17 protein-coding genes are annotated in these 18,891 nt (G+C 63.8%); 4 read left to right on the top strand and 13 right to left on the bottom strand.

All coding sequences use genetic code 11. From position 1 onward, the window contains the following. From aroC to M1L53_RS24195, 8 genes are all read right to left on the bottom strand, one after another. Positions 1-1,188, bottom strand: coding sequence for a chorismate synthase (gene aroC / locus M1L53_RS24230; RefSeq protein WP_003944974.1), 1,188 nt, complete (start codon positions 1,186-1,188; stop codon positions 1-3). A gap of 111 nt (positions 1,189-1,299) precedes the next feature. Continuing rightward, positions 1,300-1,998, bottom strand: coding sequence for a S1 family peptidase (locus M1L53_RS24225; protein WP_007728030.1), 699 nt, complete (start codon positions 1,996-1,998; stop codon positions 1,300-1,302). Between the two features lie 225 nt (positions 1,999-2,223). Further along, the gene (locus tag M1L53_RS24220; RefSeq protein ID WP_054188212.1) at positions 2,224-2,847 is read right to left on the bottom strand and encodes an A24 family peptidase; all 624 of its coding nucleotides are present in this window, start codon (positions 2,845-2,847) and stop codon (positions 2,224-2,226) included. Between the two features lie 80 nt (positions 2,848-2,927). After that, positions 2,928-3,767 carry a shikimate dehydrogenase gene (locus M1L53_RS24215; protein ID WP_007728034.1) on the bottom strand — a complete coding sequence of 280 codons (840 nt, stop codon included), beginning with the start codon at positions 3,765-3,767 and terminating at the stop codon, positions 2,928-2,930. After that, the gene (gene mltG / locus M1L53_RS24210) at positions 3,757-5,067 is read right to left on the bottom strand and encodes an endolytic transglycosylase MltG (protein WP_042445689.1); all 1,311 of its coding nucleotides are present in this window, start codon (positions 5,065-5,067) and stop codon (positions 3,757-3,759) included. The genes M1L53_RS24215 and mltG overlap by 11 nt, the downstream gene beginning before the upstream one ends. Next, positions 5,064-5,597, bottom strand: a complete 534-nt coding sequence (gene ruvX / locus M1L53_RS24205) for a Holliday junction resolvase RuvX (RefSeq protein ID WP_003944838.1) — start codon at positions 5,595-5,597, stop codon at positions 5,064-5,066. Before ruvX ends, mltG begins: the two co-directional genes overlap by 4 nt. A gap of 2 nt (positions 5,598-5,599) precedes the next feature. Next, complete coding sequence (gene alaS, locus M1L53_RS24200) at positions 5,600-8,272, bottom strand: alanine--tRNA ligase (protein ID WP_054188211.1); 2,673 nt, start codon at positions 8,270-8,272, stop codon at positions 5,600-5,602. A gap of 77 nt (positions 8,273-8,349) precedes the next feature. After that, entirely contained in the window at positions 8,350-9,789 is a 1,440-nt protein-coding gene (locus M1L53_RS24195) for a replication-associated recombination protein A (protein WP_370852743.1), read from the bottom strand. Positions 9,790-9,885: 96 nt separating this feature from the next. Between M1L53_RS24195 and M1L53_RS24190 the strand changes: the two genes are divergently transcribed. Beyond that, entirely contained in the window at positions 9,886-10,266 is a 381-nt protein-coding gene (locus M1L53_RS24190; protein ID WP_003944973.1) for a nuclear transport factor 2 family protein, read from the top strand. Between the two features lie 71 nt (positions 10,267-10,337). Here M1L53_RS24190 and M1L53_RS24185 read toward each other — a convergent pair whose 3' ends face one another. The 3 genes from M1L53_RS24185 to aspS all read right to left on the bottom strand — a co-directional run bounded on the left by M1L53_RS24185 (position 10,338) and on the right by aspS (position 14,503). Continuing rightward, positions 10,338-11,519 carry a kinase gene (locus tag M1L53_RS24185; RefSeq protein WP_054188210.1) on the bottom strand — a complete coding sequence of 394 codons (1,182 nt, stop codon included), beginning with the start codon at positions 11,517-11,519 and terminating at the stop codon, positions 10,338-10,340. 191 nt (positions 11,520-11,710) lie between these two features. Next, positions 11,711-12,676, bottom strand: a complete 966-nt coding sequence (locus M1L53_RS24180; protein ID WP_054188209.1) for a DUF389 domain-containing protein — start codon at positions 12,674-12,676, stop codon at positions 11,711-11,713. Positions 12,677-12,694: 18 nt separating this feature from the next. Next, entirely contained in the window at positions 12,695-14,503 is a 1,809-nt protein-coding gene (gene aspS, locus M1L53_RS24175; RefSeq protein WP_003944808.1) for an aspartate--tRNA ligase, read from the bottom strand. 163 nt (positions 14,504-14,666) lie between these two features. Between aspS and M1L53_RS24170 the strand changes: the two genes are divergently transcribed. The 3 genes from M1L53_RS24170 to M1L53_RS24160 all read left to right on the top strand — a co-directional run bounded on the left by M1L53_RS24170 (position 14,667) and on the right by M1L53_RS24160 (position 17,013). Next, the gene (locus M1L53_RS24170; protein ID WP_047270377.1) at positions 14,667-15,590 is read left to right on the top strand and encodes a neutral zinc metallopeptidase; all 924 of its coding nucleotides are present in this window, start codon (positions 14,667-14,669) and stop codon (positions 15,588-15,590) included. A 74-nt stretch (positions 15,591-15,664) separates the two neighbouring features. Beyond that, positions 15,665-16,294 carry a helix-turn-helix domain-containing protein gene (locus tag M1L53_RS24165; RefSeq protein ID WP_042448756.1) on the top strand — a complete coding sequence of 210 codons (630 nt, stop codon included), beginning with the start codon at positions 15,665-15,667 and terminating at the stop codon, positions 16,292-16,294. A 2-nt stretch (positions 16,295-16,296) separates the two neighbouring features. Beyond that, entirely contained in the window at positions 16,297-17,013 is a 717-nt protein-coding gene (locus M1L53_RS24160; RefSeq protein ID WP_054188208.1) for an ATPase, read from the top strand. 4 nt (positions 17,014-17,017) lie between these two features. On the opposite strand, the gene M1L53_RS24155 is transcribed toward M1L53_RS24160, so the two are convergent. Next, positions 17,018-18,418 carry a DUF2252 domain-containing protein gene (locus tag M1L53_RS24155; protein WP_007728051.1) on the bottom strand — a complete coding sequence of 467 codons (1,401 nt, stop codon included), beginning with the start codon at positions 18,416-18,418 and terminating at the stop codon, positions 17,018-17,020. Positions 18,419-18,449: 31 nt separating this feature from the next. Further along, positions 18,450-18,869 (bottom strand): DUF1622 domain-containing protein, encoded by a 420-nt coding sequence (locus M1L53_RS24150; RefSeq protein WP_007728052.1) that lies wholly within the window; start codon positions 18,867-18,869, stop codon positions 18,450-18,452. Positions 18,870-18,891 lie beyond the last annotated feature (22 nt).

Raw genomic sequence — 18,891 nt, 5'->3', positions numbered from 1 at the left:
CTATCGAGGCGGTCGGGCTGCGATGCCCTCGGCGTAACGACGGTAGTTGGCAGTGGTTTCAGCAATGGAATCACCACCGAACTTTTCGAGTGCAGCCTGAGCCACGACGAGCGCGACCATCGACTCGGCGACGACGCCGGCGGCCGGAACCGCGCACACGTCGCTGCGCTGGTGGATGGCAACCGCTTCCTCGCCGCTCTCCATGTCGACCGTCGCCAGAGCGCGCGGAACCGTCGAGATCGGCTTCATCGCGGCGCGAACTCGAAGAGCCTCACCATTGGTCATGCCACCTTCGATTCCGCCTGCGCGGTTCGTGGAGCGCACGATGCCGTCCGGGCCCGGGCGGATTTCGTCGTGAGCTTCGCTGCCACGACGTCGCGCGGTCTCGAAGCCGTCACCGACCTCAACGCCCTTGATGGCCTGAATTCCCATGAGAGCAGCAGCAAGTCGTGAATCGAGACGCTCGGCGCCGCTGACGAAGGTGCCGAGTCCGACCGGCAGGCCGTGGATGACGACCTCCACGACGCCACCGAGGGTGTCGCCGTCCTTCTTCGCCGATTCGATCTCGGCGATCATCGACTCTTCTGCAGCCTTGTCGAATGCGCGGACCGGGCTCGCGTCGATCGCGTCGAGATCCTTGCCCTCCGGCACGGGTCCGACGTACGGCTCGGAAGCACCGATGGAAATAACGTGTGAAACGACCTCGGCACCGAATACCTGACGCAGGAAGGACCGTGCGACGGTTCCAGCGGCCACGCGGGCTGCGGTCTCGCGAGCGCTGGCGCGCTCGAGGACGGGACGCGCGTCGTTGAAGCCGTACTTGAGCATTCCGCTGTAATCGGCGTGTCCGGGACGCGGGCGCGTCAACGGGGCATTGCGAGCCTGATCGGCGAGCAGGTCCGGGTCGACCGGGTCGGCGGACATGATGGTTTCCCACTTGGGCCACTCGGTGTTGCCGATCTCGATGGCCACGGGGCCACCGAGCGTAAATCCGTGGCGGACACCGCCGATGATGGTGACCTTATCGGCCTCGAACTTCATCCGTGCGCCACGGCCGTAACCGAGTCGACGACGGGCAAGTTCGGACGAGATGGCCTCAGAGGTCACTTCGACCCCCGCGACCATGCCCTCGAGCATCGCGACGAGGGCGGGACCATGGGATTCTCCGGCAGTTATCCAACGCAGCACGCCGACCATCTTTCCACGTCGCAGACCTCAGTTGTCACAGTGGTCCTCCCGGTGAACACAGATGGCCCACACGCACGAGGCGTGTGGGCCATCTCAGAGGTACCTGTGGGTCTAGAACAGGCGGAATCCTCCACCGTTTGCGTTGATGTCAGCCAAACCGATGTTGATGTCCGCCGAGTTGTCGGGAGCGTGGAACGGCGGCGGAAGCGGCTCGAAGCAGTACGGCGGGTAGCCGTTGCTGATCAAGCCCACCAGGCGGTCACCGACGACGAGCGGTCCACCGGAATCACCGGGAATCGAGCACGTGTGCTCGACGATCTCACCGTAGACGGAGTCGTAGCCCCAGGTGATACCGCACGTGTTGCCGGTCGAACGGCCTTCCTTGCACACGATCGTGCCCGGTGCCGGCGGGGCGCCGATTCCGTTGATCGTCGTGCCGCCGACGGTACGCAGCGGAGCTACCTTGGCGTCGTCGAGATCGATCACGGCGATGTCCGAGACCGGGCTCGAGTAAGAGAACCGACCGATGGGTCCGGCCTCGGGCAGGTACTCGGCGAACACCCGGTCCCCGACAACTCCGCAGTGTCCGGCGGTGAGTGCCACGAGAGAACCGGCGTTGTCGTAGCCGACCGCGGTCAACGTGCATGCTGCAACTCGGTCAGGATCGGAGTGATCCACGTCCGGCAGCAGGATTCCTGAGCCCCCGCCCAGTGCCACCGATGAAGGTGCAGGCGCGGCGCCGGCGACGCCCGCTCCTGCAGCCACAGCCGCCAAACAGGCTGCCGCAGCGACGAAAAGCCTTGTGCGCATAGGTTCCCCCGATAATCGAGTGCGAAACGAGATTCGTTTTGTCCCATTTCCGAAACCTCAGTGAACGTCAGGGTGTGGACATTCGGCAAGTCCGACTCGCCGCATACTGGGACCGCGCGCTGGCAATACCCGCATGTATGAAACCGACGGTTACGTCTTTCCTGCAGTTCACCGTCCGTCGTTGAACGGTCAATAACGCCAGACTTCTCGCGGATGTTGCACTCGTCACGTCAGCCAGGCAAACGCAATCGAACCGCAGGCTGCCAGGCACATCGAGGGTCCGTGCGCAATGGGCGAATTGTGGGCTACCAGCCCTCGTCTTCGCAGTTCCAGCGCGGTGCCGAGCGTTGCGGTGAGCACCGACGCAGACACCAACGACCACAGCCAGGCGTCCGCTCCCACCAATCCGGTCACGGCGCCCAGAGGAAGCGAGAGCTTCACATCGCCGACACCCATGGAACCAGGCGACATCACGTGCGCCAGGAGGTGGATTCCGGCGAGCAGTGCCGACCCCACCACCGCCACCCACACCGTTCCCGACACCGTCGCGTAGACCATCACGACGGCGTAGCCCGGCAGCGTGAAACTGTTGGGCAGCCGACGCACAGCCAGGTCGACAGTCGAGATCGCGACGCACCACCACACCACGGCGAGACCGGAAAGTAACTGCACCACCGAGGTATTCAGCGCACCGACGACAACCCAGCCTGTTGCGACGGCGCACTGCGGCACACAACAGAAAGTCACGACTGGTCGATAACCGTGTCGCCGCAACCAATTGTCGACGATCGCCCGAGCACCGAAACCAGCGATTACCCCAGCGCCTGCCAAGACCACCAACGTCCACATGGTTTCGAGCTTGGCGTCTGGCGTTCACCAGCGGCAGACTACGAATTGTCTTGTGGACTACCTCGACACTGTGAACAGAGCTAGGCGATAGCGGCTGCCATCGCCTCTCGCGGAGCGGGCTTGCCCGTGAACTGCTCTACCTGCCCGAAGGCCTGATTGAGCAACATCTCGAGGCCACCGATCACCGTGCCACCGGCCGCCTCGACAACCAAAGCAAGTGGCGTCGGCCAGGGGTTGTAGATCGCGTCGAGGACAAATCGCGCCTTCCCCAATTGCTGGGCAAAGGGCGCTGCCGCTTCCGCGGGAACGGTACTGACCAAGACCGAGGATTCGGCACAGATCCCGCCTAGCCGTGCGTCGTCGAAGGCGACCAGATCTATGTCCAACCCGACCGCGCCGCCGCATTCGATGGCACCGGATGCGCGCCCCGGATCACGCGCGACCACGGTGACTGTCCGAACTCCCATGTCGGCCAACGCGACCAATGCCGGCCGCGCGGTGCCGCCCGCGCCGACAACTACCGCCGAAGTGCCGCTGAGATCGCCGACACCGCCGGCGATCAACGCACCGCTGACTCCGTCGACGTCCGTGCAGTCGGCACGCCAACCGCCGTCGATGCGAACCAGGGTGTTGGCCGAGCCGATGGTCACCGCTCGCGGTGTGCGTTCGGTGGCATATTCGAGTGCTGCGATCTTGCCCGGCATCGTCACCGAGAGGCCGATCCATTCGGGGCCGAGTGAGTCGACGAGGGCAGGCAACTGCTCGCCGGTGCATTCGATCCGCTCGTAGGTCCAATCGCTCAGCCCCAAAGCCGCGTACGCCGCAAGATGCAGCAACGGGGACTTCGAGTGAGCGATCGGGCTTCCGAGAACTGCCGCCTTACGGGGCGTCGCGAGCGAAGTCGCGGTACTACCGTCCACTGTCGAGAATCCCACTTTGCTGTGCCAGTTCGATGTTGGCCAAATGCTCCTCGTAGCTCTTGGTGAAGAGCGTCTGGCCTTCCTTGTTGATCGTGACGAAGTACAACCAGTCACCGGCCGCCGGCGATTCCACGGCCTTCAGCGCGTCGATGCTCGGCGAAGCGATGGGCGTTGCAGGCAGACCCGGCATTGCGTACGTGTTCCAGGGCGTGACGCGCTCACGGTCGGCATCCGTGGTTGCGACCTCGGTGGTGTCGAGTGAGTAGTTGACCGTGGAGTCGAACTGCAGAGGCTGATCGACTGCGAGTCGGTTGACGATCACCCGCGCGACCTTGGCCATGTCAGCGGGCAACGCCTCACGCTCGACCAGCGACGCTGCCACCAACAACTGGTACGGAGACATTCCGACCCCGCTGCCGGCTGTCAGAATTCCCGTGGCCTCGTACTTGGCGGCGCTACCCTCGACCAACGACCGCAGGATCTCGGTGGGCGTCGCAGTGGGATCGAAATCCCAACTGCTGGCGGCGATCAGGCCTTCGAGCTGACGGTCCTTGTCCGGCACGCTCTTGACCGACGACATCGCCCATTCGGGCACGCCGAGCGAAGCCAGATCGGAAGATGCTCCCGCAGTGTTCAATTCGTCTGTCGAGACACATTTCTGAGCGGAAACCGGGCCGACACAACTCGCCTCGGAAATGAGGTTGTAGATGCCCTTCTTGAGCGAGCCGGTCTGCGCGTCCGAACTGTCGTGCAGCTGACGCCCTTCGGCGATGACAACACTGCCGACTCGGGAGTCCGGGGCAACCAAGGTGTCGAGTGCGCTCGCGGCGCTACTCTGCACCGGCACCTGGTAGAAGCCGGGTTGCACCTTCTGGATCTCAGACGGATTGGCGATCGCCGCGTTGTAGAAAGCAGCGGAACTCGCGACGACGTTCTTCGCCTCGAGCGTCGCACCGATCTCCGATGCGGTTTCTCCACTGTTGATCTGGATGACCACGGGTGCGCCGCCGGGGCCGGCAAAATCCTCCGCGGTCTTGTTGCGATCCATGTACCAGAGAGCGCCGTATGCACCGACACCGAGGACTGCGATCACCAACACCAGCAGGGCGAGAACGCCGACCTTCTTGCCACGCTTGGCGCGCTTGTTGCGCGCTTCGCGTTGCTTGCGTGCCTCGGCTCGCGACATGTGCGGCGGATCGATGTTCTGCGGCAGTGCACGCATGACCATGGTCTCGTCGTTGTCGAAGTCGAACGAACTGGTGGGCCGGCTTCCGCCGCCCTCATCCCACCGCGCGTTCACAGATCGCCCTCCAGTGCAGCGTCCTTCGACGACTCCCCTGGTTTCACAGCTCTACTCCGCTCGTCCAGCCAGCCTTGCAGGATTTCCACCGCCGCAGCCTGATCGATCATCGGTCGCTGGCCGCGTGCCTTGACTCCACTTTCGCGGAGATTGCGCGCAGCCGTGACGGTCGTCAGTCGTTCGTCGGACAGTCTCACCGGGATCGGTTCGACGGCCCGCTGCAGTCGTTTGGCGAATGCAGTCGCGATACCGGCGGCTTTACCTTGCTCACCGCGCAGCGTCTGTGGCAGTCCGACGATAACCTCAACGGCCTCGTATTCGGACACGATGGCGATAATGCGCCGGATATCCGGCGCGTCGGGCCCACGCTCCTTCGAGCGTGGAACCGTTTCCACCGGTGTCGCGAGGATGCCGTCGGGGTCGCTGGACGCGACGCCGATGCGAACACTGCCCACGTCGATGGCGATGCGCCGCCCGCGACCAGGGTCGTCGATGCCGGGGCGATCGGGACCCTGCTGCGTAGCCACCACCGTCAGCTGCCGCCCGCCAGCTCTCCGACTCTGTCCCGGATCGCATCGAGCGCCGCCGGGATTCCGGCGGAGTCCGAACCCGAACCCTGGGCCATGTCGGGCTTTCCGCCGCCGCGGCCGCCGATCTTGGGACCGAACGACGCGACCAGCTCACCGGCCTTCACACCGAGACCTTGAGCTGCCTTGCTCGAGGCGACCACGAACGGAACCTTGCCGTCGACGTCACCGAGCAGAGCTACGACGGCAGGTTCGGAGCCGAGGCGACCCTTGATGTCCGTGACTAGGCTGCGCAGGTCGTTTCCGCCGACTCCGGCGGGAGCAGGCTCGGCGATGACGAGGACACTGCCGATGCGCTTGGCCTTGGCGACGTACTCGCCTGCCGACGCCAGCACTGCCTTGGCCTTTGTCTGTTCGAGTTCCTTCTCGGCCACCTTGAGTCGCTCGACGAGCGCCTCGACGCGGGCGGGCACCTCTTCCGAAGGAACCTTCAGCGAGGAGGAGAGTCCGGCCAGGAGCGCGCGTTCCTTGGCGAGGTAGCGGTAGGAGTCCAAACCGACGTACGCCTCGACGCGTCGGATTCCGGAGCCGACCGACTGTTCACCGAGCAGCGTTACCTGACCGATCTGTGCGGAGCTTCCGACGTGAGTGCCACCGCACAGTTCCATCGAGAACGGGCCGCCGATTTCGACGACACGAACCTCGTCGCCGTAGTTCTCACCGAAGAGTGCCATCGCACCCATCGCCTTGGCCTTGTCGAGATCCGTGACAAATGTGTTGACCGCGTAGTTCGACGCCACGGCTTCGTTGGTGAGTGCCTCGATGTCCTGCTTCTGGGAGTCGGACAGCGCGCCCTGCCAGGAGAAGTCGAAGCGGAGGTAACCCGGCTTGTTGAGCGAGCCCGCCTGAACGGCGTTGGGGCCGAGCACCTGACGCAGCGCCGCGTGCACCATGTGGGTACCGGAGTGCCCCTGGGTTGCACCCTTGCGCCACTCGGCGTCGACGTGCGCGAGCACGACGTCGCCCTCGGTGATCTCACCCTTCTGCACCGTCACCTTGTGCGTCCAGACTTTCTTGGCGATCTTCTGCACATCGTTGACCTTGGCTTCGAGGCCCGGAGCGGTGAGCGAACCGATGTCGGCGATCTGTCCACCGGACTCTGCGTAGAGAGGGCTTCGGTCGAGGATGACCTCGACGTTCTGACCGGCCTTCGCGACCGGGACACGGACGCCGTCGACGATCAGTGCGAGGACGTGAGCCTCGGAGACGAGCTCGTCGAAACCGGTGAACTCGGTGGCTCCTCGGTCGAGCAGTTCCTTGTAGACCGTGAGGTCGGCATGGGCGTGCTTGCGCGCTTGAGCGTCGTCCTTGGCGCGCTTGCGCTGCTCGGCCATGAGCGTGCGGAAGCCGTCCTCGTCCACGGTGAGACCGGCCTCGGACGCCATCTCGAGCGTGAGGTCGATCGGGAAGCCGTAGGTGTCGTGCAGTGCAAATGCCTGATCGCCGGCGATGACCGACTTTCCGGACGACTTGACCGTCTCGGCAGCATTCTCGAACAGAGCAGAACCCGAAGCCAGCGTCTTGAGGAACGCGGTCTCCTCGCCGACGGCAACGTTCTCGATGCGCGTGAAGTCGGTTTCCAGAACCGGGTACGACGGCGCCATCGTGTCGCGGACGACGATCATGAACTCGCGCATGGTGGGCTGCTCGCTGCCGAGCAGTTTGGCCGAACGCACGATGCGACGCAGCAACCGGCGCAGGACGTAGCCGCGGCCGTAGTTGCCGGGGTTCACACCGTCGGCGATCAACATCGCTGCGGTGCGTGCGTGGTCGGCGATGACGCGGAAACGGACGTCTGAAGTGTGGTCGGTCCCGTAGACACTGCCGGTCAGTTCGGCGGCCTTGTCGATGACGGGGCGGAGAAGATCTGTCTCGTAGACGTTTTCGACGCCCTGCAGGAGGAACGCAACGCGCTCGACGCCCATGCCGGTGTCGATGTTCTTCTTCGGCAACGGTCCGAGGATCGGGTAGTCGCCCTTGTTGGTGCCCTCGCCGCGCTCGTTCTGCATGAACACGAGGTTCCAGATCTCGATGTAGCGATCCTCGTCGGCTTCGGGGCCACCCTCGACGCCGTATTCGGCGCCGCGGTCGTAGAAGATCTCCGAGCAGGGGCCGCACGGCCCGGGAATGCCCATGGACCAGTAGTTGTCCTTCATGCCGCGGCGCTGGATGCGCTCTTCGGGCACTCCTACCTCGTCGCGCCAGATCGAGAACGCTTCGTCGTCGTCGAGGTAGACGGTGGCCCACAGGCGCGTGGGATCGATGCCGTATCCGCCGTCCTCGACCGAACCTGTCAGCAACTGCCAGGCGTGGGAGATGGCTTCCTTCTTGAAGTAGTCACCGAAGGAGAAGTTGCCCGCCATCTGGAAGAAGGTGTTGTGGCGGGTGGTGATGCCGACCTCTTCGATGTCCAGGGTGCGGACGCACTTCTGCACGGACGTCGCCCGTGAGTAGGACGGCGTCTGCTGCCCGAGGAAGAACGGCACGAACGGAACCATGCCCGCGTTGACGAACAGAAGGTTCGGGTCGTCGAGAATCAGCGAGGCGCTGGGCACCTCGGTGTGGCCGGCCTTGACGAAGTGGTCGAGGAATCGCCTGCGGATCTCGTGGGTTTGCACTAACCGGTCCTTACCTTCAAGAGCGTCGAGCTATGGGTGTCCAGACTAACGCGTCGGCCGGTGGAACCTGGCAGGCGTCAGCCACGAACTATTCGGCGAAGTTTGCTCACCCGATCGGCGATCTCCCGCTCGTTGCCGTGCGCGGTGGGCTGGTAATAGTCGACACCCACCAGATCGTCCGGTGGATACTGTTGCCGCAGAACACCATCACGTGTGTCGTGCGGGTACTTGTATCCGACTGCGTTGCCCAATTGCTCGGCGCCCTTGTAGTGCCCGTCACGCAGGTGCGGCGGTACCAGTCCGGATTTTCCGGCGGCCACGTCGGCCATGGCCGCGCCGAGTGCGGCGATGACCGCACCCGATTTGGGAGCCGTCGCCAGATGAATGGTGGCCTGTGCCAGCGCCAGACGAGCCTCCGGCATACCGATCAGCTGCACTGCCTGCGCCGCCGCGGTGGCAGTCTGCAGCGCCATCGGATCAGCCATGCCGATGTCTTCGCTGGCGTGAACCACCAGACGCCGTGCGATGAAGCGAGGGTCTTCGCCCGCGGTCAGCATCCGTGCGAGGTAGTGCAGGGCGGCGTCGACGTCTGATCCACGAATGCTCTTGATGAATGCACTGATGACGTCGTAGTGCTGATCTCCGGCACGGTCGTACCGAACCGCGGCCTTGTCGACACTGGCCTCGACGGTCGCGAGGTCGAGCACCACCGGGCCCGAAGCGTCACCCGCGGTGTCCAGTGCAGCCCCGGCGGCAGCCTCGAGTGCCGTCAGGGCTCGGCGGGCGTCGCCGGCCGCCAGACGAACGAGGTGTTCCATCGCGTCGTCGTCGATCGTGATCGCTCCGCCGAACCCGCGTTCGTCGGCGACAGCGCGCTCGAGCAGTTCCTGGACATCCGCAGCGGTGAGCGATTGCAGTTGCAGGACCAACGAGCGCGACAACAGAGCGGAGACGACCGAGAACGACGGGTTCTCGGTGGTCGCGCCGACCAAGAGCACGATGCGGTTCTCGACCGCGGCGAGCAAGGCGTCCTGCTGGGTCTTGGAGAAGCGATGAACCTCGTCGATGAACAAGACGGTTTGTTCGCCGTTCAGCAGGCGGCGGCGCGCGAGTTCGATGACACCGCGGACTTCTTTGACTCCGGCGGACAGAGCCGACAGAGCCTCGAACCGGCGGCCGGTAGCACCCGAGATCAACGATGCGAGCGTGGTCTTGCCGGTGCCGGGAGGTCCGTACAGAAGTACCGATGCGGCGCCGGACCCCTCGACCATTCTGCGGAGTGGCGCGCCGGGCCCGAGTAAGTGCTGTTGACCGACAACTTCACCAAGAGTGAGCGGACGCATGCGGACAGCCAGAGGAGCACCGGGCGGCACCGAGGACAGGGCGCGCTCGGCTACAGACACGACATCTGGTTCGTCGACGATCGCGGATTCCTCCGGAGTTGCCTCGAACAGGCCGTCTTCCGCCACCACGCCGTCTTTCGCCCCCACACTGTCTTCCGCTTGCCAATCGCTCACGAATCGACGCTACTAGAGACCACCGACGCCCGACACAATCCGCTGTTCCGCCAGCCCTCACCCAGTCGTGAATCCGCATTGGATAGCGTTGTCGCCATGAGCACCTCCGAGATCGCCACCGTCCTCGCGTGGCACGATGCACTCAACTCCCAAGACGTCGACACTCTGCTGCAGTTGTCGAGTGACGACATCGAGGTAGGCGGCCCCAAGGGCGCGAGCCAGGGACTCGCTGCCCTGCGCGAGTGGGCCACCAACGCCGGCATCACGCTCGTCCCCGGAAAGATGTACGTCCACCACGGCGTGGTCGTCGTCGAACAGACCGCAACGTGGGCGGCCGAACCGGACAAGTCCGCGACCCTGGCCTCTGCTTTCCGAGTCGTGGCCGACCAGGTGACTTCGACGTTCCGGCATCCCGATCTGGCGACGGCGCTCGCGGCGACGGACCTGTCCGAGAACGATCTGGTCTCCGACAACTGAGCGGACTCGACCGAGAATGGGCGCTCGTGCTTCGTGCACGGGCGCCCTTCTGTGTGTGATCGGTCAGGGCCTCAGCTGAACTCGGTCCGCAGCGCCGCCACGACGTCGCGGGCGTGTGCCTCGACGGCGTCGTTGCCGGCGAGCTGAGCCGAGCGTGCGAGCCTGGCCCAGCGTCCGACCAGTGCGTCGGCGCGTGGAATCGAGAGATAATGTTCGCGGACGGCGGCGATACGCGAATGATCCTCGGGCAGGTACAGATAGGTACTGAGCCAGACCCAGATGAGTTGGGCCTCGACGATCCGGCGCCCCAATTCGGCCTCGTCGGCCAGGGCGGGCCACATCCCCACGACCTCGGCCCGCCAGGCATCGACCATCGCCGACGCCCGCTCTTCGGTCAGGTCGATGTTGCACAGGCAACCGGGGAAAGACACCAACGCGTAGGTGATGTCGAGGAGGGCATCGCGGTAGCCACCCCACTCGTAGTCGAGGAACTGCACGCCGTCGTCGTTGACAATTATGTTGTCGGGGCACAGGTCCGACGGACTGAAGGCACGGAACCGGCCACCGCTGAACAGTGTCTGCGCATGCTGAACCTGCTCGAGAATGTCCGAACTCACATCGATGCCGAGACTTTCCACCAGCATCGCGGGAACACCGGCCACGGCACGTCCCACCTGATCCGCAACTTCATCGGAGCAATGGGCAACCTCGGCTCGACGCAGCAGTGCGGTGAAGTCGTCCTCCCGGCCGACGGTCGCGGCGTGCATGCGTCCCATTGCCTGAGCCATGGCCATCAACGTGTAAGTGACGGTGTCCGGGTCGGAGTCTTCGAGTCGGACGCTGATTGCGGTGGCGTCGCCGAGATCACTCAGGATCAGGAGGCGAGCATCGAGGTCGGACGCCAACAGTTCGGCGCCGGGGCGTGCGTCCTTGGCAAGCGCGTTGGCGAACTGATACGACACCGCTTCACGAAGGAATGCGGTCTCGACGTCGAAGTCACCTTCGGACGCGGACGGGAGCGCAATCGCTGTTTTGGTAGCTCCCTGGAAGTTGTCGCGGACCTGCTTGATCACCAAAGTTCGGGGCAGGGAGAAAGGGTTCTCGGCGACGCGAACGCGCAGCACGACGGTGCGGCCACTCCCCCCGAGATCTACGGGATCCACCAGGGTTACGGGTGCCCCTGTGCGGCGTGTCAGCAACTGCTCAGCAGCTGCGACGACTTCGGAAACGGGGTCTGCCAGTAATGCGGTCATCACCGACCAACTTACCCGTTAGTGACTCCGATCATGCCCAGCTCGTCCGCTCGCAGCGGAGAATTCAAGGCCTCACAGCAACAGAAATTGCCGACTACCTGCGGTGATGACAAAAGTCCCCAATCGCCACACCGGCACACAGTTCTCTCGAGAATTTTGCTGTCGGTGAGCAGAACTCCGAACCGGCGACGTCATGGAGTTGTGTCCTCGTCGACAAATCGAGAAATGCCTTTCAACGCTGCTTCGAATTCCTCGTCGGCCCGGGTTCTGAGCCAGAGAACAAGCACGCAGGCAGTGACGATCCCAAGCAGGTTGACAGCCAGTTGCAGAGACGACAACCCGGCGATCCGCCATTCTCCGTTTGCTGCCGCAACCACCGCGAAACCGGCGGCAGGAACCGTGGTGACAGAGATGAACACCCCGACCAAGGCAGCGGACTTCGACGAGACGAGTGCCAGCATCCCAGCCGCACCGGCAAGAAGCGCGACGACAAACGAAATGGGCCCGACCTTGTATACGAAATCGACCTCGTGGAGTGACTCGAGACTGACGACGTCCATCCATCCGAAGAACTTCACCACGAACGTTGCGGCAAGCGTCACGCCCATCGCGATGGGGAATCCGACGGCAAGCGCGAGAATCGAACGTCGACGCAACCGTCGATCTCGCCGTACGAGTGCGACTGCCAAAGCAGCCAGCGGACCGAACTCCGGACCGACGACCATGGCGCCGACGATCGTGATCTGAGAGTCGGTGACGACGCCGATCGCGGCCAGCAGACACGCAATGGTCAGGAACGCGACGAACAATCCGTTGAGAGTCGACTCTTCGCGAGTGCGGGACAGCAATTCCTCCCACACGACGGAATCCGCGGGATCACCAGGCACGTCACGCTCGGCTTTGCGCGCCGACGCCGACAACACCGTCTCGACCGGTACGAGCGTCATTCCGCCGTCCTCGGCGACGCCGAGTTCGTTCAGGGCATCGACGACGTCGTTTGCCGCCTCACGGGCGACGTCGGCCTCCACCATGTCGCCGGCAGGATGAACCGCGACATCGCGCATCACGACGATGTGTGTCGCGCCCCGCTGCGACGCGAGCGCACCGAGAACTTGCTCGGTGCGCTCGGTCGGGCAGATCACCCGCAAATGCAGCATGGCGATCCGGTGTCGGCTCTACTTGGCTTCGCCGGTGTCGCCTTCGGACTTCTTGTCCTCTGACTTCTTCTCGGGCTTCGCGTCGATACCCGATTCCTTGCGCTGCTGAGCCGAGATCGGTGCCGGAGCATCCGTCAGCGGGTCGACGCCGCCGCCGGATTTCGGGAACGCGATGACCTCACGGATGGAATCCATGCCGGCGAGGAGCGCGGTGATGCGGTCCCAGCCGAATGCGATTCCGCCGTGCGGCGGCGCACCGAAGGCGAAGGCGTCGAGGAGGAAGCCGAACTGCTCCTGCGCCTCTTCCTCGGAGATACCCATCACCTTGAACACTCGTTCCTGAATGTCCTTGCGGTGGATACGAATACTGCCGCCGCCGATCTCGTTGCCGTTGCAGACGATGTCGTAGGCGTAGGCGAGAGCGGAATCCGGATCGGTGTCGAACGTGTCGAAGAACTCCGGCTTCGGCGACGTGAACGCGTGGTGCACGGCGGTCCACGCGGAGTGGCCGAGAGCGACGTCACCGGATGCAGTGGCGTCGGCGGTCGGCTCGAACATCGGAGCGTCGACGATCCACACGAACGCCCACGCGTCAGGATCGATGAGGTCCTTCTTGCGGGCGATCTCACCACGGGCAGCGCCGAGGAGGGCGCGCATCGGCTTCGTTGCACCAGCTGCGAAGAAGACGCAGTCTCCCGGCTGAGCTCCGACGTGAGCCGCCAGGCCCTCACGCTCGGCGTCGGTCAGGTTCTTGGCAACAGGTCCACCGAGAGTGCCGTCTTCACCGACCAACACGTACGCCAGACCCTTGGCCCCACGCTGCTTGGCCCATTCCTGCCAGGCGTCGAGTTGCTTGCGCGGCTGGCTTGCACCACCGGGCATCACTACGGCGCCGACGTACTCCGCTTGGAACACGCGGAACGTCGTGTCCTTGAAGAAGTCCATGCACTCGACGAGTTCGATGTCGAAACGCAGGTCCGGCTTGTCGCTGCCGTAACGACGCATTGCCTCGGTGTAGGTCATGCGGTCGATCGGCGTCTTGATCTCGTGGCCGACGAGCTTCCAGAGCGCCGTCAGGATTTCCTCGGCGAGCAGGATGATGTCGTCCTGGTTGACGAAAGCCATCTCGATGTCGAGCTGAGTGAACTCGGGCTGGCGATCGGCGCGGAAATCCTCGTCGCGGTAGCAACGTGCGATCTGGTAGTAGCGCTCGATGCCGCCGACCATGAGGAGCTGCTTGAACAGCTGCGGGCTCTGCGGCAGTGCGTAGAAGCTACCGGGCTGAAGGCGCGACGGCACCAGGAAGTCACGGGCACCCTCGGGCGTCGAGCGCGTGAGCGTCGGAGTCTCGACCTCGACGAACTCGTGATGCGCGAGAACGCCGCGCGCTGCAGCACTTACCTTGGAGCGCAAGCGAATTGCGGAGCCGGGGCCTTCACGACGCAGGTCGAGGTAACGGTACTTGAGGCGCGCTTCTTCGCCGACCTGATCGTCGAGCTGGAACGGCAGCGGTGCGCTTTCGTTGAGAACCTCGAGTTCTGTGGCGTTGACCTCGATCGCTCCGGTGGGGATCTCGAAGTTCTGGTTGCCCTCTGGGCGAACCTCGACCGTTCCGGTCACGCGAACGCAGTATTCCGCGCGCAGACGGTGCGCCTGCTCGGCCACGTCACCTGCCCGGAAAACTACCTGCGCAACTCCGGATGCATCACGGAGATCGATGAAGATCACTCCGCCGTGATCACGACGCCTGGCTACCCAACCGGTGAGCGTTACGGTCTGCTCTGCCTGCTCGGGTCGCAATGAACCGGCGAGATGTGTGCGCAGCACGGGATTCCTTTCGAACTACTTCCAATAACCGACGACCGACTACTTTGCCTGCGATCCTACGGAGCGAACTGCACAGAGCGGAAACGCGGACCCGCATCGCATGCGAAGCTATCTCCAGAAGTGACGGCAAGCACTTGTTCACGACAGCAGAAAGCGGACATAGATGACCTTCAACGAGGGGGCCCGCGGCGAAGCGGGACGCGTTCAGGTTCAAGGCGGCGGGGGTGGCGGTGGCCGCGGCGGCAAAATCGCGATCGGCGGTGGCGCGGGCGGCATCATCGTTCTGATCCTGGCGCTGTTGTTCGGCGGCGATCCCGGCTCATTACTGGGCACGTCCACCGAGACTTCGAGTTCGTCGACCGGACTGTCGTCGGTCGACGAGTGCACCGGCGCTCAGGCCAACGCCGATGTGAACTGCCGAGTAACGCTGACCGTCGGAAGCCTCGACGACGTTTGGGAACAGCAGTTGGTGAAGCAGACCGGCACGGCGTACGTGCGTCCCGAAGTTGTCTTGTTCAGCGGTTCGGTCAACACCGGTTGCGGCCAGGCGTCGAGTGACGTCGGTCCGTTCTACTGCCCGGCGGACCAAACGGCGTACTTCGACACGAGTTTCTTCCAACTACTCGTCGACCGTTTCGGTTCCAGCGCCGGACCGCTCGCACAGGAGTACGTGGTCGCGCACGAGTTCGGACATCACATCCAGAATCAGCTCGGCGACATCGGCCGCGCGCAGGCCGACCCGCAGGGTGAGCAGTCGGGTGCGGTTCGCACCGAACTCCAGGCCGATTGCTACGCCGGCGTCTGGGCACATTTTGCGGACACGATTCCCGACGAAGCGACCGGTCAACCATTCCTGAAGCCCTTGTCCGAGAGCGATATTCGAGACGCCCTCTCGGCGGCGTCATCGGTGGGCGACGACCGCATCCAGAAGTCCACGACCGGTCGGGTCAACCCCGAAGGCTGGACACACGGCTCCTCCGCACAGCGTCAGGCGTGGTTCATGACCGGATACCAGACCGGCCAGATTTCGTCGTGTGACACGTACTCGGCGCGGGATCTGAACAACCCGCCCGACCTCAAGCGATAGCGAATCTCCGAAACCATCCCACCGACAATTTTTTCTGTCTTGACAGATTTGGTTGTCGGTGGGATGGTTTTCTCATGTTGGACGTAGCAGTCATCGATCGCCCCGGAGCTGCCGAGGCGTCGCTCGATCCGATTCGGCAACGGATTCTGGCCGAATTGGCGGTGCCGGGATCGGCATCCTCGCTGGCGCCCCGGATCGGGCTGACACGCCAGAAGGTGAACTACCACCTGCGCACTCTCGAAGACCACGGACTTGTCGAGCTCGTCGAGGAACGCAAGCGAGGCAACATGACCGAGCGAATCATGCAGGCCAGCGCCGCGTCGTACGTCATATCCCCTGCCGCCATGTCGGCGCTCGCCCCAGACCCGGGCCGGTTCCCCGATCAGCTCTCGGCGCGCTGGCTCGTCAGTCTCGCAGCGCGGATCGTCCGAGAGGTCGGCGAGCTGATCGCCGGCGCAACTGCAGCCGGAAAACCGTTGGCGTCCTTTGCCATCGACAGCGACATCACCTTTGCCACGGCGGCCGACCGTGCCGCGTTCGCCGGCGAACTCGGCGAGTCGATCAACTCACTCGTCGCCAAGTATCACAACGGCAATTCCGAAGGCGGACGCAAACACCGCCTCGTTGTCGCCTTGCATCCCAGCCTCACCACACCCCAAACCATCACAACCCAAGCCATCGACGCGCCCGAAACGGAGAAGTAGCAATGTCCGAGAAATTCGAAATCCGCCGCGAGGTGGTCGTCCCAGGAACCCCCGAGCAGATCTGGGCCGCCATCTCGGCCGAAACGGCCGGATGGATGTTCCCCTCCCCTCTCGAGATCCCCGCCGACGGCAGCCGCCCGGACAGCCCGATCATCGCGACCTGGGAGCCGCCCCGCGAACTCGCCATCCACATGCAAGGCCCCGACGGCTGGTTCAACAACCTCGAATACGTCGTCGAAGCACGCGACGAGAGCACCGCCGTTGTCCGCTACGTCCACGCCGGAGTGTTTGCCGAGGACTGGGACAACCAGTACGACGGCGCGAGCAAGCACACGGACTTCTACCTGCACAGTCTCGGCCAGTACGTGCGGTACTTCGCCGGCAGGCCCACCGCCTATGTCTCGGCTGAAGGCCCGGAATCCTCTTCCGCGCCGCAAGCGATGGGAACGCTTCGCAGCGCCCTCGGAATCACCTCGGGCGCCGCTGTCGGTGACTCCGCGTCGGTGGAAGTCCCCGGAATCGGAACCGTCGACGCGATTGTCGACTACATCAACGACTGGTTCATCGGCTTGCGCACCGAGGACGCATTGCTGCGGTTCTACGGCCGAAATGCTTTCGGCGGCACCGTCGACGCGGCCCATCACCTCTTCGCAGAGGGTGCTGACGGTGCATCAGCAACGGCAGCGTGGCAGGGCTGGCTCGACGGCGCGTTCGCCTGAGTCGTCACACTCCCCGCTCTGCTGACACGCGACCGTCGTCGATCGCGGTCAGCAGAGCGGCGTGATCGCGAGCATTGCGCTTGGCGTAGGCAGCCGCGAACTCCCCGATCGCGAAATCGAATTCGGTTCCGTCACCGAGATATTCGGCGATCGCTATCCGATCGGACGAGCGAGCGTGTGCGTAGGCAAGGACCCTGGCGCACAGGCGCCCGTAGAGTTCCAGCCCCTGCGGCACCATCTCTTCGATGACTGCCGACCCTTTACCGTCACGCAGTTGACGAATGTAGAAATCGTGCTCACCCTCGTCGAGCCCCGGCCCTCGTTCCCAGCCGAGAAAGATGTCGCTTGTCGCTTGCATCAAGCGTTGCCCGTTGACGACGCGTTCCCCTTCGTTCTTGAAGGTCGGACCATCGACGTAGCCGGACAATACCGAGGGTTGCGCTTCCTTGACCTGCAGGATCAACGGATCGTCGTCGTCGACTCCTTTCATGAGGATCATCCATGCGCGTGTTCCGACGCTCCCGACACCGACAACCTTCCGCGCAATGTGCGTCATCTCGAAGCTTTCGAGCAACACCCGACGGTCCCACTGCAGCGTGCTCCGATACGACCGAACGCGCTGACGTAGCAACTCCTCGATCTGCGTGAGATCGGTCCCTGCGAACAACTCGTTTGCGGGCACGATCAGCGGCGGATCACTGATGAATTGCCGCCGGCCGTCGACGATTTCGGTGAACTTGCCTGCCGCCTGCACACTGTCGCGGCGACGAGCCTTGTCCAGCGTCGCTTGTGTGCGAGCAAGCATGCGCTTCTTCAGGTCGATCTGGAGAGCCTCGAGCCCGTCCTCGGGTGCGATGTGCGAGTACCAGACTGCAAGATTTCCCAATCCTGCCTGGGTGATCATGGTTTCCCGATACTCGGCCGCGCATCCGCGAACGATCTTCTTCCGCTCCTTGCCCGAAAATCCGTTGTCCTTTGCGGCGATCACCAAACTTGCGGCCAGTCGTTTCACGTCCCATTCGAACGGTCCCGGGTACGTTTCGTCGAAGTCGTTGATGTCGAACGCGAGCTTTCGCTCGGGCGTCGCATAGATACCGAAGTTGCTCAGGTGCGCGTCGCCGCAGAGTTGGCTGGCAAGACCCGAATCCGGACTGCGTGACAAATCGTCGGCCATCACCAGAGCAGCGCCGCGGAAGAACGAGAACCGCGATGCCGACATCCGCCCGTATCGGATGGGCACCAGGTCCTGTACCCGCGACTTCGCCTGCAATTCGAGCAGTGATATCGGATCACGGTCACTCTCTGCCAGATCCGCGAGCGCGGCCAATGGCGTATCTCTACGCGCCTGGCGCCCGCGCGCCCGCCTTTCGTCGACCGTGAGATGCTCGGTACGCACTGCTGTCATCTGCCCGACCTTTCACTCGCAACGGCTATCGCTACGAACTCGACGCGTCGGGCGTCGTGCGGCCTCCTGATCCGCGCGCTGCGCGTACCAGGAGTTCCGGACTTGACACCAACGCCTTGCGCCACGGAAGTACCCCGTCGATCTCGATCTGAATCGACAGGCTCAGCACGGTCCTAATAAGAACGATCATGCCCAGAACTGCGGCGTCTGTCAGCGACGGCGACGACGTCACCGTCTTCACCAGATCAGCGGCGACAAGGATCTCGAGGCCGAGAAGGATGACCGCGCCCATGGTCTCGCGCAGAGTACGAAACGCCGAACTACCGTCCCGCGTTCGACTCCATGCGCGCCCCGCGATCACGAATGCGAACACGAACCCGAGAACCATGGCGACAACACCGAGTACCTCGAACCATTCGGTGACCAGCTCGAAGAACCTGATTTTGTCCATGGTCATGATTCTCGAGGTAATG

Origin of the sequence: Rhodococcus sp. T9N (assembly GCF_024436645.1) — a bacterium.
Taxonomy (GTDB): Bacteria; Actinomycetota; Actinomycetes; order Mycobacteriales; family Mycobacteriaceae; genus Rhodococcus_F; species Rhodococcus_F qingshengii.
This window is presented reverse-complemented; position numbering and strand designations above follow the sequence as displayed.

Excerpts from the sequence above, each read along its gene's own strand:
- M1L53_RS24165 (WP_042448756.1), top strand. The coding sequence starts at position 15,665 with ATGTTGGACGTAGCAGTCATCGATCGCCCCGGAGCTGCCGAGGCGTCG.
- M1L53_RS24185 (WP_054188210.1), bottom strand. The coding sequence starts at position 11,519 with ATGACCGCATTACTGGCAGACCCCGTTTCCGAAGTCGTCGCAGCTGCT.
- M1L53_RS24170 (WP_047270377.1), top strand. The coding sequence starts at position 14,667 with ATGACCTTCAACGAGGGGGCCCGCGGCGAAGCGGGACGCGTTCAGGTT.
- M1L53_RS24220 (WP_054188212.1), bottom strand. The coding sequence starts at position 2,847 with ATGTGGACGTTGGTGGTCTTGGCAGGCGCTGGGGTAATCGCTGGTTTC.
- M1L53_RS24225 (WP_007728030.1), bottom strand. The coding sequence starts at position 1,998 with ATGCGCACAAGGCTTTTCGTCGCTGCGGCAGCCTGTTTGGCGGCTGTG.
- M1L53_RS24180 (WP_054188209.1), bottom strand. The coding sequence starts at position 12,676 with ATGCTGCATTTGCGGGTGATCTGCCCGACCGAGCGCACCGAGCAAGTT.
- M1L53_RS24155 (WP_007728051.1), bottom strand. The coding sequence starts at position 18,418 with ATGACAGCAGTGCGTACCGAGCATCTCACGGTCGACGAAAGGCGGGCG.
- M1L53_RS24190 (WP_003944973.1), top strand. The coding sequence starts at position 9,886 with ATGAGCACCTCCGAGATCGCCACCGTCCTCGCGTGGCACGATGCACTC.
- M1L53_RS24150 (WP_007728052.1), bottom strand. The coding sequence starts at position 18,869 with ATGGACAAAATCAGGTTCTTCGAGCTGGTCACCGAATGGTTCGAGGTA.
- M1L53_RS24160 (WP_054188208.1), top strand. The coding sequence starts at position 16,297 with ATGTCCGAGAAATTCGAAATCCGCCGCGAGGTGGTCGTCCCAGGAACC.